The organism is Shewanella zhangzhouensis (genome assembly GCF_019457615.1).
Lineage (GTDB): Bacteria > Pseudomonadota > Gammaproteobacteria > Enterobacterales > Shewanellaceae > Shewanella > Shewanella zhangzhouensis.
On record NZ_CP080414.1, the window covers coordinates 884,313 to 897,463 of the forward strand.

At 57.0% G+C, this 13,151-nt stretch carries 10 protein-coding genes; 4 read left to right on the forward strand and 6 right to left on the reverse strand.

All coding sequences use genetic code 11. From position 1 onward, the window contains the following. Positions 1 to 19: 19 nt before the first annotated feature. Complete coding sequence (locus tag K0H63_RS03800) at positions 20 to 1,819, reverse strand: aminopeptidase P family protein (RefSeq protein ID WP_220066796.1); 1,800 nt, start codon at positions 1,817 to 1,819, stop codon at positions 20 to 22. A gap of 304 nt (positions 1,820 to 2,123) precedes the next feature. Here K0H63_RS03800 and K0H63_RS03805 point away from each other — a divergent pair, with 304 nt between their 5' ends. Together K0H63_RS03805 and K0H63_RS03810 are read left to right on the forward strand one after the other, a co-directional pair. Next, positions 2,124 to 3,377 (forward strand): MFS transporter, encoded by a 1,254-nt coding sequence (locus K0H63_RS03805; protein WP_258405652.1) that lies wholly within the window; start codon positions 2,124 to 2,126, stop codon positions 3,375 to 3,377. A gap of 86 nt (positions 3,378 to 3,463) precedes the next feature. Continuing rightward, complete coding sequence (locus K0H63_RS03810) at positions 3,464 to 4,252, forward strand: ROK family protein (RefSeq protein WP_220066797.1); 789 nt, start codon at positions 3,464 to 3,466, stop codon at positions 4,250 to 4,252. 54 nt (positions 4,253 to 4,306) lie between these two features. Here the strand turns inward: K0H63_RS03810 and K0H63_RS03815 are convergent, their stop codons facing one another. Beyond that, on the reverse strand, positions 4,307 to 7,048 hold the full coding sequence (locus K0H63_RS03815) for an ankyrin repeat domain-containing protein (protein ID WP_220066798.1): 2,742 nt from the start codon (positions 7,046 to 7,048) through the stop codon (positions 4,307 to 4,309). Between the two features lie 494 nt (positions 7,049 to 7,542). On the opposite strand from K0H63_RS03815, the gene K0H63_RS03820 reads away from it, so the two are divergent. Next, the gene (locus tag K0H63_RS03820) at positions 7,543 to 8,754 is read left to right on the forward strand and encodes a M24 family metallopeptidase (RefSeq protein ID WP_220066799.1); all 1,212 of its coding nucleotides are present in this window, start codon (positions 7,543 to 7,545) and stop codon (positions 8,752 to 8,754) included. Between the two features lie 69 nt (positions 8,755 to 8,823). Here K0H63_RS03820 and bamJ read toward each other — a convergent pair whose 3' ends face one another. The 4 genes from bamJ to K0H63_RS03840 all read right to left on the reverse strand — a co-directional run bounded on the left by bamJ (position 8,824) and on the right by K0H63_RS03840 (position 11,928). Beyond that, positions 8,824 to 9,294 (reverse strand): BamJ family beta-barrel-assembly machinery protein, encoded by a 471-nt coding sequence (bamJ, locus tag K0H63_RS03825; RefSeq protein ID WP_220066800.1) that lies wholly within the window; start codon positions 9,292 to 9,294, stop codon positions 8,824 to 8,826. 99 nt (positions 9,295 to 9,393) lie between these two features. Next, a complete protein-coding gene (locus tag K0H63_RS03830) occupies positions 9,394 to 9,747 on the reverse strand; it encodes a DUF1294 domain-containing protein (RefSeq protein ID WP_220066801.1) in 354 nt (117 codons plus the stop codon). After that, complete coding sequence (locus K0H63_RS03835) at positions 9,744 to 10,889, reverse strand: DUF418 domain-containing protein (RefSeq protein ID WP_220066802.1); 1,146 nt, start codon at positions 10,887 to 10,889, stop codon at positions 9,744 to 9,746. Before K0H63_RS03835 ends, K0H63_RS03830 begins: the two co-directional genes overlap by 4 nt. Before the next feature lie 94 nt (positions 10,890 to 10,983). Then, entirely contained in the window at positions 10,984 to 11,928 is a 945-nt protein-coding gene (locus K0H63_RS03840; RefSeq protein WP_220066803.1) for a sodium-dependent bicarbonate transport family permease, read from the reverse strand. Positions 11,929 to 12,080: 152 nt separating this feature from the next. Here K0H63_RS03840 and K0H63_RS03845 point away from each other — a divergent pair, with 152 nt between their 5' ends. Next, positions 12,081 to 13,058: a LysR family transcriptional regulator gene (locus tag K0H63_RS03845; RefSeq protein ID WP_220066804.1), complete on the forward strand. Its 978-nt coding sequence runs from the start codon at positions 12,081 to 12,083 to the stop codon at positions 13,056 to 13,058. The last annotated feature ends 93 nt before the right edge of the window (positions 13,059 to 13,151 follow it).

Below are 13,151 nucleotides of genomic sequence, written 5' to 3' on the forward strand. Positions count from 1 at the left end.
CGCCCGAAGGCGCTTTTTATCAGATAGCTTGGGTGGCCTTCGTCAGCCAGACCAGCTCGTCACCGGACATGAGCGGTGACAGGGTGTTGTATACCTTGCTGTGGTAGCGGTTGAGCCAATTCACCTCGGCCTCGGTCAGCAGCGCCTTGTCGATAAGGCGGGTGTCGATGGGGATAAGGGTGAGGGCGTCAAACTCATAGGTCTCGCGCTCGGCGCCTTTGAGGGCCTCGCAGTGGCGCACCACAATCAGGTTTTCGATACGAATACCAAAGCCATCGGCGCGGTAGTAGCCGGGCTCGTTAGACACCACCATACCGGGCAACAGTGCCACGGAGTTGCTGTTTTTGGCGATGCGCTGTGGGCCTTCGTGCACGCTCAGGAAGTGGCCAACACCATGGCCTGTTCCATGGTCATAATCAAAGCCATGTTGCCACAGGTACTGGCGGGCAAAGGCATCCAGCTGCTGGCCCGTGGTGCCCTTGGGGAAACGGGCGCAGTCCAGGGCGATATGGCCCTTGAGCACCAGGGTGACCATTTTCTTTTGCTCGTCGGTGACCTCACCAATGGCCAGGGTGCGGGTGACATCTGTGGTGCCATCCAGATATTGGGCGCCCGAGTCCACCAGATAGATGCTGTTCATGGTCAGTTTTGCAGGCGTGCCATTGGTGTGGTTGTAATGGCACATGGCGGCGTTGGCGCCGGCAGCGGAAATGGTGTCAAAGCTTGGCTCGCGGTAGCGTGGGTCTTCCAGACGGAAGCTCTCAAGCTTGTCGGCCAGCTCGGCTTCATCGTACAGACGACCAGCAGCCACTTCAGCATCGAGCCAGGCGAGGAAGCGGCTCACGGCGACGCCATCGCGTACATGGCATTCACGCATGCCTTTGAGCTCAGACGCATTTTTGGCGGCCTTTGGCAGGGCAACCACGTCCATGGCTGCAACGAGTTTGGCACCGGCCTCACGGGCAGTGAGCTGGCTGGCTGCATTGGCACTGTTGGGGTCGGCAAGCAGCTTCTTACCGGCAAGATTGTTAAGCGCCGTATTGAGCTCAGATTCAGCGTGCACACTTACGCCTTCACCCACGTGGGCAGCGAAACCTTCAGGGACTTTGGCGGTATCCACAAAAAGCTGCATACGGCCATCCTGCCACAGCAGGGCAGAGCCAAGCACCACAGGCAATCTGGGCACATCAAAACCGCGGATATTCAGGAGCCAGCAGAAGGAATCCAGCGCTGTGATAAGCGCCACATCACCACCGGCTTTTTTCACCAAGAGACCTGTCTCGGCACGTTTTTGGGCGCTGGTCTTGCCTGCATCGGCATCACTGAAGAGGTGCAGGGGTTTTATGTCCGGCACAGGGCGATCGTGCCAGTGCTTATCGATGGGGTTTTCGCTCACGGCAACGAGCTCGATACCGGCTTTATCCAGCACCGCTTTGGCTTGTTCAAACCAGGCCAGGGTATGCATGCGGGCATCGAATCCCACCCGGGAGCCTTCACCCAGGGTGTCGGCAAGATACTGAGGCTGCGGCGTATCGGTCAGGCTTTCATAGGCATACAGGTGCTCGTCTACCTGATCGCGTACCTGCACCGTGTAGCGGCCGTCAACGAAGATGGCGGCGGTCTCTTTCATCACAATCGCCATACCGGCAGAGCCGGTAAAGCCGGTGGCCCAATAAAGACGCTCATTATGCTCAGGCACATATTCCCCAAGATACTCATCGGCGCGGGGGATGATGAAGGCATCGAGTTGATTGGCGGCCATTTCTGCGCGAATGGCATCGAGGCGCTTGGAGATTTCACTGCTGGCGACTGCTGACATGGGTGACCTTTTCCTGACGTTTTGCTTGTGAGTGGGTACTTGTTCTGAGTACTTGTGCTTGAGTACGGGTAATGTGCCCGGGTGCTTTCCCGCGGCTTATAAATATGCGCCGATTATCGCAACCCCAACTGACAGTCGCAAGGTAAGGCAAGATGAAAATGCTTTGAGCACCTCTGAAGGCTTGCGAAGAAAGGCCCGCAATCGTGTCCCGGCAACTGTCTCCGGGTGTACGCCTTGACGCCGGGCCGAGAGCGGGGGATATTCGTAAGTTCATTTTTACAGTCTTAATTTTGGCATAAATTTCATGGCGTTTTCGGCTTGGTTTCGCACAACTCCCCTGGCACTGATGGGGAAATTACAGGGATGGCCGCGCAATGTGTGGTTACTGACGTTGGCCCAGGCCCTGTCAATGAGTGCTACCCCCATCATGGTGCTGCTGGGCGGTTTGGTGGGCGCAAAAATAGCGCCCACAGCACAGCTTGCCACGGCGCCCATTGCCATAATGATCCTCGGCCTTGCCGCCGCCGTGGTGCCCGTGGGTCTGCTTGGGCGTAAGTACGGCAGGCGCAGGGTATTCCTGCTGGGCAGTTTGCTGGGCACCCTCGCAGGATTGACCGCGGCCCTCGGGGTATATCAAAACGACTTTGTGATTTTCTGTGTGGGCGCGCTGCTGCTGGGGGCAGCAGGGGCTGTGGTACAGCAATACCGTTTCGCTGCCATGGAGGCCGTTGACCCCATCAAGGCGCCAAGGGCCGCCTCCCGGGTGCTGCTGGGTGGCCTGGTGGCGGCACTGCTTGGCCCTGAACTTGCGGTGCTCGGCAGTGCGTTGATTGATGGCAGCTATGCCGGTGCGTTTTTGCTGTTGTCGGCCATCGCCCTGTGCGGTGGTTTGGTGTTGTTGGGATACCGCAATGAGTCACAATGGCAGGGCGATGCCAGCACCAAAGAACCTCAGACCGAGCGTCCTTTGGCTGAGCTTTTGTCCCAGAGCAAACTCTGGGTGGCCATTGGCGGCGCCGCTATTGGCTACGGCATGATGAGCCTGATTATGACGGCGACGCCCCTGCACATGCACCATATGGAGCACCATTCTCTGGCCGACACCAAGTGGGTTATTCAGAGCCATATCATCGCCATGTATTTGCCGTCCTTTATCAGCGGTGCTTTGGTCGCCCGTTTCGGCCATGGCGCCATGATGATGGCGGGACTTGGGGCTTACGGGGCAACCATTATTCTGGCGCTGTCCGGCAGTGACCTGCTGAATTACTGGACGGCACTGGTGCTGCTGGGCGTAGGTTGGAACTTCCTTTTTGTAGCGGGTACATCACTCCTGCCCTCCTGCTATCGCGGCGCAGAGAAGTTCCGCATACAGACCTTCAATGATTTTGCGGTATTTGGGTTTCAGGCCATGGCGTCACTGGGGGCCGGCGCTTTGCTCACCGGCCTTGGCTGGCAGGTATTGCTGGTGGCCTGCTTACCCTTTATCGGGGTGCAGCTGATGCTGCTGGCGTGGTGGAAGTTGAGCAAAAGCAGGGTGTTACAAGGTGGTAACAATTGATTTATTCAATTACCGGTTGGTGACACTATGGTAAACTTCGCCATCCCTGCTCGGGGTCAGAGCAGGGCGTATCAGTGGAGTAAATGATGCAAACATTGACACTTGATGTGGGGGGAACCAACGGCCTGTTTGAACTCAGGCGCGAAGGTCATACAGAACAATATAAATTCCCCACCGGTGATGGTTTCTCTATCCGGGATTTGAACGAACAGATCCAGGCCTTTGAACAGGACTTTGCGCTGGAGCACTACCGTCTGGCCATTGCCGTTCCGGGCCTGGTGCGGGATAACCGTTTGGTTACCTGTAAGTCGCTGCCGGGACTGACGGGGCTGCACCCGGCACAAATCCAGTGCAGCGGCGAACTCGCTTTTATTGTCAACGACATGGATGCGGGCATCCAGGCCATTGCCGAGCCTCGTCATGATTGTGAGGTGCTGGTGATGTGCGGTGCGGGCCTGGGTATGGCAATTGCCATGAATGGCCAGGTGTTCAGCGGTGCCAGCGGCTTTGCCGGTGAGCTGGGACACTGCCGTATCATGACTGAGGGCGGCGAGTTCAGTCTGGAGCAACTGGCATCTGCCGAAGCACTGCGTGGTCGTAAACAGGTGATGGGAGATGACCTGGTGCAGGCTGGGCGTCATCTGGGCATGGGGCTGGCGTGGGTGGTTAACCTCTTCAATCCCAATCGCATTTATCTCGCGGGCAGCATGATGAACAGTGCCGATTTTTACAAAGGCTGTATTGGTTCCCTCAAAGATATGGCATTGGGTGCGCCCATGGCCAACTGCCAGGTGCACAGAGTCGATGACATGGAAACGCTGGTGTGCCGTGGACTGGCCACCATGCTGGAAAAACAGCAGCATGCAGGCGAGTGATAAATGCCAGTGACAAAAAACGCCGCGAACGCGGCGTTTTTTTATGGGTTGGTTTTATGCTCTCAGGCGGGGCTGTGCCAGCGGGATATCCATGTTGTCGTCATCCCAGCTGGCCATGTAACGTATCTCATCTTCCGCCCGACTGAAATTACCCAATGGCATGAGGAGCTGCGGCAGTGGCTCCTGCGTATCCCGTCGCTGCTTAACGCCGATGAGCAGTGCCAGCGTCCACCATGCCACTATGCCCATCCCCAGAGCCGTTAGCCAGGTTGGTGCAAGGAACCATACCAGCCCAAGCGCCAGGGCCGAGGGCAGTAAATACCAGACAGCGACCCGTCCCAGTCCCAGGGTGAGCTTGTGCAGCCGATACCAAAAACCAGCCGGTTTGAGGGCGCCAAGGTCCAGTCCGGGGGCCGGGATACCCAGGGCGCGGAAATAGTCAAAAGCGCTCTTGCCTTTTTTATCCAGCACCCCGGCACTGGCACCCGCCTGGAGCAATACGGCCGCGCTCTTGTGGCTGAGCATGAGAATGGCACTCATCAGCGGTGTTTGTCCGCGTCGGTTTTGGCTGTCGAGCACACTGCCGGCGGCAATTAACTGCGTGCACAGGTCCTCATCGTGCATGGCGCCCATACGGGCGGCCAAATGCAGCGGCGTATCGCCGTCGGCATCGTTGCCATCCTCAAGTGACAGACCAGCCTGCAACAGACAGGGGATAAGAATGCCATGGCCACGGTAGCAGGCGATGTGCAGCAGCGACTCGCCCTTAAACCACTCCAGGGCATCGGCGCCCTGCGCCAGCAAATATTCTGTCAATTGTCTGTGGCCATTGGCGACGGCGAAATAGAGGGCGCTGCAGCCCTCACTGTCACTGGCAGGCAGGGTTGCGCCTCTTTCCAGCAGCAATTGCGCCATGGCCAGATCCCCGCGGTAAGCGGCATAACACAACAGCGGTGCACGTCCGTGGGGGGGCAGGGGTTCCCTCAGTGCCTCGGCCTCCTGGCGCAGACGGCTTAGGGTGCCCAGCAGCACTTCGAGGCTGCGATGGCTCGCCCGGGTTGAGCGGCTTGGGATCTTCAGGGTGTCGTTGGCCTCGGCGCCGGCATCCAGCAAGAGGCGTGTAATCCCCAGATGTCCCTTGGCGACGGATATGGCGAGCGCCGTATTGCCATCGAGGTCTTTATGGTCAAGGGGCTGCTCCCGGGCCAGCAAAAAAGCCACTATGTCATGGGCACCATGACGACAGGCGTGCAGCAGCAGGGTGTCGCCCTGGTGGTTTTCCGGCTGTTTGTTTCGAAGCCGCAGCCAGGCCTGCTCAAATCCCTGAGTATCCCGGTAAGCAATCAATAACCAGATGTATTCACTCACCGGCAGGTTGAACAGCGCTGTGTGGAATACCTGATGCAAGGCCTCCTCGTTGGGCCTTTGGCGCAAGAGGGCCTCAAAAACGGTTTCGCCGTCCACATTGGTCTCGGCGGGATTCTCTCCTGCGGCCAGCAGCATCCGGGCGGATTCGGGGCTCAAATCTTCCAGATAGTCGTGCAACAGGGGGCTGCGATAGCGGGTTGGCTTGTTGGCCTTAAGGAGTATCTCAAGGTTTTTCAGTGCATTGTGGTGGATTGCTGTGCCGATGGCGCGATTGTGGTCGAACAGTCGAATACGGTTCGCCAAAATGGCTATGAGTCTGTGGGCCCTGTCGTCGGCCACCAGATACTCCACCAAATCGGCGACGCAATCATCTATGTCCAGCATCAGGGCTTCTGCTTTGAGCAGCAGGTAGGCCACCAGCCGGAACGCGCCGCTGGCAGCCGCGCCCTGCAAGAGCTCCACCATATCATCGCTGTTATCTTCAAGTTTGAGGCCCAGGCTTTCCAGTAACTTAAAACCCAGCAGGTTATCTACCTGGGTGCACAGGCCTGCCAGTACCATCAATTGATCGTAGTTGAGGCTTAAGCCTGAGAGCAGGCGCTGCAGTACGGGTTGGTCCTGATGACGGATGGCAATTTTTATTTGCTGCTCTGTGCTGCCGGCGTTGTAAATGCCGTGGGGACGAAGAAAGGGGAATCCCTGGCGGTGAAGCCTGGCGGCCAGTTCATAATCCAGCGCAAACGCATGCCACAGGATGGAGCCGCCATCCGGCAACCGGTAATGGGCGGGCCAGCCCTGTTGCAACAAGGCTTCAATAAAGGGGGCCAGGCGTTTGTCATTGTCGGCCAACAGACGCGTCATCAGATCCTGTCCGGCACTATCTGATTCTTCGGGGTTGGCTCCCTGCTTGAGGAGCAGGGTAAACATTGACAGGCTGCGATAATGCACGCAGGCATAGATAAGCGGCTCATCGCCGAGGGGGGTGTTGGGATCGAGGCCTGAACTCAGCAGCCGGGTGAGCTCGTCCACATCCTGATTTCGTACCAGGGTATCCAGGGTATCTTCGGGCAGGAACCTTGCCAGCAGGCTGTCCAGCTCATCGGGTGAGGGCCTGATGCCGCGATAAAAACAGCTGTCAAAACTGGCATCCAGGGCAGCGCAGCGGGCGTTTACCTTAATAAATTCAACGCCCAGAGCCTTGCTGGCGCGCATCAGACGATAATTGATACCACTGTCGCTTTGGATATCCAGCCGCAGGTGATTGCTGAAGAGTTTGAGGGACGTGAGCTGTTCGGTCGTTGCCAAATACTCAGACAAACCAAGGGCATCGAGCGCCTGTTCGGGGGACAGGGTCGCCGTGGTCTGCCGGATGCGTTCGCTGTCGCTGCTGGACATACACAGGCAGTACCTGAACCAATTTGCCGACATGGCGCCTTCTGACACTTTGCTCCCCCAGTGACGGTTGCCCTTGGCCTGGCAGGAACGGCGGCCTGTGCAACATTGGCGTCACAATACGCACAAGTGCCCTGAATGGCAACCGAATTTGGCTTACAGAGCGAGGGAGCGAGGCTCTCGGTGATGCTGATTGGGCGCCTTGTCGCCGCGTTGCAGACAGCGGATTGCAGCTGCGCCAAATGGCGAGCTGAGGTCTCGAGTGCTTGGGGCTTTTCCATCGCAGCCGCCTGGCTTGAGCGTAAAGCCTGCCTTTTACTCTGTGCCGCTGCTTATCTGAGCTGCGCACCTTCTGTAGACTGCCGCAGGCTTCGCGATTTCAGCGCAGCTGGGCGGTGTTGGTCAGCTGCACGCAACAATCTTGAACAGAATGAGGGTTCAATATTTGTATATTTTATGCTAGAAATGCGCATCTGAACTGCGCCTCAGGCTGTGTTGGCCCGTGGCAACAACTGATTTGAAGGTGAAGTATGACCATAGGTGTAGGTGGGCTGACGGCCGAGGAGGCTCTCGCCAAACTCAGTGATATGACAGCGGGTACGGGCCCTATTGAAGTGAGTGAGTTTCAACAGCGTATTCAAAAGGCGCAGGGACTGATGAAAGCCGCAGGACTGGACGCCGTTTACCTTAATGCCGGCACTAATCTTTACTACTTCACCGGCACCCGCTGGTACGCCAGCGAACGCATGGTGGGCGCCATTCTGCCCGCCGAGGGGGCATTGGAATACATTGCACCGGCCTTTGAATTAGACACCCTCAAGGGCTATATGGCCATCAAGGGGCAGGTGAATACCTGGCATGAAGACGAAAGCCCCTATCAACTCTTTGGTGCCGTGCTCGATCGCCTCGGTCTGGGGCAGGGCCGGGTGGGCATGGATGAATCGGCCGCCTTCTTTATCAGCGAAGGCATTCGCGATGCCAACCCTGAGCTTAAGGTGGTGAGCGCCAAGGCCGTGACGGCCGGTTGCCGGATGCAAAAATCGGCCACTGAGCTGGCGCTGATGCAGCGTGCCAAGGACATGACCCTGGAAGTGCATAAGGCCGCCGCTGCCATGCTGCGCCCCGGTATCACAGTCGGTGAAGTCGACGCCTTTATCGACGCTGCCCATCGTAAAGTCGGGGCGCCGGCTGGCTCCTATTTTTGTATCGTGCTTTTTGGCGAAGATACTGCGTATCCCCACGGCGTGAAAAATCCCAAGGCGCTGGAGGAGGGAGATACCGTCCTGATTGACACCGGCTGCCAGCTTTATGGCTATAACTCAGATATCACCCGCACTTACGTGTATGGCACCCCGAGCGCGCGTCAACGTGAACTCTGGAACCTGGAAAAACAGGCGCAGGCGGCCGCCTTTGAGGCGGCAAAATTGGGCGCCCCCTGTGGCAGCGTCGATAAGGCCGCCCGCAGCGTGCTTGAGGCCGCAGGCTTTGGCCCCGGCTATGCGGTTCCCGGCCTGCCACACCGTACAGGTCACGGCATAGGGCTCGATATTCACGAGTGGCCCTATTTGGTGGCGAATGACACCACACCGCTGGCGCCGGGTATGTGTTTTTCCAACGAGCCCATGCTCTGCGTGCCCGGTGAATTTGGGGTACGGCTCGAGGATCATTTCTACATGACTGAGTGTGGCCCCAAGTGGTTTACTCTCCCTTCCCATTCCATTGACAATCCGTTTGGCTTGTAAGGGACAATAAAAAAACGGAGGCACAAGCCTCCGTTTTTTTATGTCGCGTCAGTTGGCGTCAGTCAGCATTCATTCGATGGCTATCAGTTCCACATCAAAAACCAGCACAGAACCACCGGGGATTTTGCCTACGCTGCGGCTGCCGTAGCCGAGGCTTGCCGGGATGAAAAAGCGCATCTTGTCGCCTTCCTTCATCAGTTGCACCCCTTCGGTCCACCCCTTGATAACCCGATTCAGCGGGAAGGCAATGGTCTCACCGCGCTCCACTGACGAGTCGAATACAGTGCCATCGGTCAGGGTGCCGTGGTAGTGCACGCGCACAGTGTCACTGGCGCTGGGGTGGCGCACGCCGCTGCCGGCAATCAGAAGCTCGTATTGAAGACCCGATGCCGTGGTGGTGACACCGTCACGCTTGGCGTTTTCAGCAAGGAAAACGGCGCCTTTCTCTTCATTGAGCTTGGCGGCCTTTTGATTATTCATGGTGGTGAAAAAGTAAAAAATGACGCAGGCAATCACAATAACAGCGAGGGCAACTCTCATGGGATGGATTCCGTAATGGCTGACTTTTGACTATCGTATGGAACTCAATATCTTATGGTTAAGCTGCTGCCGGGTAAAGTCTGGATGTCGGTGAAAGGCTTATCCCGCGACTGGTGTACCGGCAGTGACGTAATAAAAGGCGCCAACCGCCAGCAGCAGATGCACCGCCGTAGCAGCGTAAAATGGCCACAAAAAACCACGCTTACTGGTTTTATGGCGAAAGAGCCCCATGGCCAACATGGCGCCGCCGAAGCCGCCAATCAGTGCCAGCAGCCACAGCTTGATTTCGGCGGTTCTGGGTTTGTCTTTTAAGGCGGCGCGTTTATCAAGACCAAAGACCACAAAGGCTACCAGCCCAAGTCCGCCATAGCCTATGAGCAGCCACAACGGCAACCAGTTCAGTGCCACCCCAATGGCCAACACCAAATAAAACACCAGGGCGAAAATAATCATGATTTTACCTCGTGGGTGCTCGTTTCCCTCTGAGTGCGACCAAAGGCGAGATAGCGCCACAGTTTTTCCAGTGGCCCCTGTTTGAAATACCTCAAATACCAGGTGGCCAGAAGCAGCTGGCAGCCCGCCCAGGTCAGCGCCGCTATCAGGTAATGGATGCGATCAAAGCTTTGCAGCCAGTCGGGAAACAGGTAGCGGAAACAGGCAATCCCCAAGAGCGACTGCAAAATGTACAGCGACAACGCCAGCTTGCCCACGTTTTGCAGCGGTTTCAGCAAGGCTTCACTACCCTGGCACAGCCTGATAATCAGGTCTGCATAGAGCACAGATACCGGAATGGCGCTGAATATCACGGTGATTTGAGCGAGATTGACCAGGGAGCGGGATTCGTTGAAATACAGGGCCAAATCCACTGCGCCCAGTACGAGCGCCAGCAGCAGTAACCTGATTCGGGCCGCATCAGTGAGCCCCTCGCTGAAAAAGTGGCTGCGGTAGAGGTACATGCCCAGCAGCATCATGCCGAGGATGTACCACAGCAGGGCGATGGGCAGCATTACCAGCGTCATCATCAGCATCATCGCCAGATGTTGAACCAGTTGGCCCAGATAGTTTCCAATCCAGGGGGCAAGGGATGCCTGATACTCGGGGCTTAGCCGAGAGGGAAGCGGGTCTGTGGGCAGGGCCTGGGTCAGGAGCAGCATCACTATGGCCGAGAAACCGAGAAACTGCAGGGCTCTTTTGTGGATATGGGCGAGGGGCGCATCCAGATAACGAATGGCCACCATGGCAGAGAGACCGTAGCTGAGCAGCACATCACCGGGCCAGATAAATATCCCGTGGAGCGCACCGAAAAGCATCAGCACTTTGAGGCGGCGTTTCATGAGCCCGGTTTGACCAAGCTTCTGATATTGGATAACCAACCCGACACCAAAGAGCATGGTAAAGAGGCCGATAAAACGCCCTTCCAGAAACAGCCGTGAGAACACATCCAGCGGCATGTCTGATGCGGCGGCCGGAATAGTGGGCACATATCCCTCGAGGCTATTGCCCATAAAGAGGATGTTGATAAAAAAGATCCCAAGTACCGCGAGACCGCGGACACTGTCGATATTGGGATTACGCATTGGTGAGCTGGCTGACATCCGTTGTCTTCCATCATCTTGTTATCAAAGGTGTTCAGCCTACCATGAAAACAAAAAAGCGGGCCAGCGGCCCGCGTCATTCACTGCACATTTGTTATTGCAGCAGGCTGGCAATCCAGTGCTGGTACAGCGGCAACCCTATCAGCACATTCACAGGGAAGGTGATACCCAGGGATGCCAGCATCGCGAGGCCAATATTGGCATCGGGAATGGCGGCGCGGATAGCTGCGGGGGCGGCTATATAGGAGGCGCTGGCAGTGAGGCCGGCCAGTACCAGCACAGTGCCTGCGGGTAAGCCCATGGTGATGCCGGCGGCGATGCCGACCCAGGCAAGTGCAAAGGGGGTAATGGCTGCAAACACCAGCAGGCGCCACTGTTTAAGTGGCAGAGGTATACACACCTTGGCCGTCACCAGCCCCATCTCCAGCAGGAACAGCGCCAGCAGGGTTTTAAAACCGCTGAGCAACATGGGGGCCAGGGGTTCGAGGCCTTGAGGTCCGTACAGCCAGCCGATGATGACACCACCCAGCAACAGGACCACGCCACGGCTGGTCAGTGCCTCGTGAAGTATGTTGCCGCCGCTGCTGTGGGGCTGATTTCCCTTGCTTAAACGACGATGCAGCCAGAGCATAATAACGATGGCGGGCAGTTCCAGCATGACCAGATACAAGGTGGTTTCAGGTCTCAGCTCCCAGCCTGCGGTTTCGGCCATCGCCATGACCACCGCAAAGGTCCCCGCACTCACGGAGCCATAGTGAGCGGCTATGCTGGCGGCATCAGAGGTTGTGAGCCGTACCAAGAGCCGCAGTATCGGAAACAGCGCCAGCGGAATAATAAAGCCCAGCCCGACGACGGTCAGCAGCTCCATGGGTTGCAGGTGGTCGGTTTGACCATGTAGTGACATACCGCCTTTAAGCCCCAGTGTCAGCATCAGCAAAATCGACAGGGTCTCGTAGATGGATTCCGGGACCTTAAGATCCGATTTGATCACTCCGGCCAAGAGGCCCAGGGCAAAAAAGGCAATAACAATATCCGGCATAGTTGACTCCAGCAGCCCGGTTTTCACCGGGGATAAGGCAAGTTTGACGGCTGGAGATTGTGCCCATCATTAGCTATATTGAAAAATAAATTTTATTAGCACTATATATAGATATTTATCTATATCATGGTTTGCGTTTGAAGGGTCGATGGATGGATAACCCCAGGCTTAAACAACTTAGTGTAAGACTGTTGCAGGTGTTTATTACCGTGGTGCGCCTTGGCAATGTGTCTGCCGCCGCCCGGCAGTTGCACCTTACCCAGCCCACGGTTTCTCTGCAGTTGAAGAAGATTGCCGAGCTCGTGGGGGAGCCGCTGCTGGAGAGCAGAGATGGCGTCATGGGACCAACGGATGTGGGGGAGGAGGTGTACCGGGCCGCCTGCGATATACTCTTGCGCCTCGATGATTTGGACGATTTTCTCGGCGGCATAAGGGAAGGGGAGAGCGGTCATATCCGCATCGGTCTGGTGACCACGGCCAAGTACGTGATGCCACGTATTCTGGGCCCTTTCTATCGCCGCTTCCCCAAGGTGCAGGTCACCCTCAGCATAGGTAACCGTGCCCATGTGCTCAACCGCTTTGCCCATCAGGAGGACGATCTCTACCTCTTCAGCCATCCACCCGCAGGGGAATCTGTGCTGGCCTCCCGGATTATCACCAACCCACTTAAATTGATTGCCCCGGCCGATCACTGGGCTGTGGGGCAAAAAGGCCTGGGCTTTGACGTGCTCAAGGGCGAGCGTTTTATTATGCGTGAACCGGGGTCAGCCACCCGGATGATGTTTGAAAGCTGGCTCAGTGCCCGCGGTATCGAACTCAGTGACATCATGCAAATCGAGAGTAACGAGGCTATACGCTTAAGCGTTGCCTCCGGGCTGGGTTTGTCGGTGATTTCTGCCCATACCCTCAGCGAGGGGGATATGGGGCCTGAAAAGCCCGCCGTGCTGGACGTGGCGGATTTTCCCCTTCGCAGCAACTGGTATCTGGTGGCACGGCGCGATAAACGGCTGCCCCAGAGTGCATTGCAGCTTATTCGCTTTATGGCTGAGCATTTGGGGGACTGTATTGACCCCGGTTACGTGGCCGACAACATAGAGGCACTCCACCGCGTCTTTACCCCTTCCCGTTAACCGTGTCCGTCTTTGGTTTTACGCTGTTACGGCAACTATACTTGGAGATGCAGTATCCGGGTATGTTGCCGGGCCGCCTTGTCCTTAACACAC

Excerpts from the sequence above, each read along its gene's own strand:
- K0H63_RS03800 (WP_220066796.1), bottom strand. The coding sequence starts at position 1,819 with ATGTCAGCAGTCGCCAGCAGTGAAATCTCCAAGCGCCTCGATGCCATT.
- K0H63_RS03805 (WP_258405652.1), top strand. The coding sequence starts at position 2,124 with ATGGCGTTTTCGGCTTGGTTTCGCACAACTCCCCTGGCACTGATGGGG.
- K0H63_RS03810 (WP_220066797.1), top strand. The coding sequence starts at position 3,464 with ATGCAAACATTGACACTTGATGTGGGGGGAACCAACGGCCTGTTTGAA.
- K0H63_RS03815 (WP_220066798.1), bottom strand. The coding sequence starts at position 7,048 with ATGTCGGCAAATTGGTTCAGGTACTGCCTGTGTATGTCCAGCAGCGAC.
- K0H63_RS03820 (WP_220066799.1), top strand. The coding sequence starts at position 7,543 with ATGACCATAGGTGTAGGTGGGCTGACGGCCGAGGAGGCTCTCGCCAAA.
- bamJ (WP_220066800.1), bottom strand. The coding sequence starts at position 9,294 with ATGAGAGTTGCCCTCGCTGTTATTGTGATTGCCTGCGTCATTTTTTAC.
- K0H63_RS03830 (WP_220066801.1), bottom strand. The coding sequence starts at position 9,747 with ATGATTATTTTCGCCCTGGTGTTTTATTTGGTGTTGGCCATTGGGGTG.
- K0H63_RS03835 (WP_220066802.1), bottom strand. The coding sequence starts at position 10,889 with ATGTCAGCCAGCTCACCAATGCGTAATCCCAATATCGACAGTGTCCGC.
- K0H63_RS03840 (WP_220066803.1), bottom strand. The coding sequence starts at position 11,928 with ATGCCGGATATTGTTATTGCCTTTTTTGCCCTGGGCCTCTTGGCCGGA.
- K0H63_RS03845 (WP_220066804.1), top strand. The coding sequence starts at position 12,081 with ATGGATAACCCCAGGCTTAAACAACTTAGTGTAAGACTGTTGCAGGTG.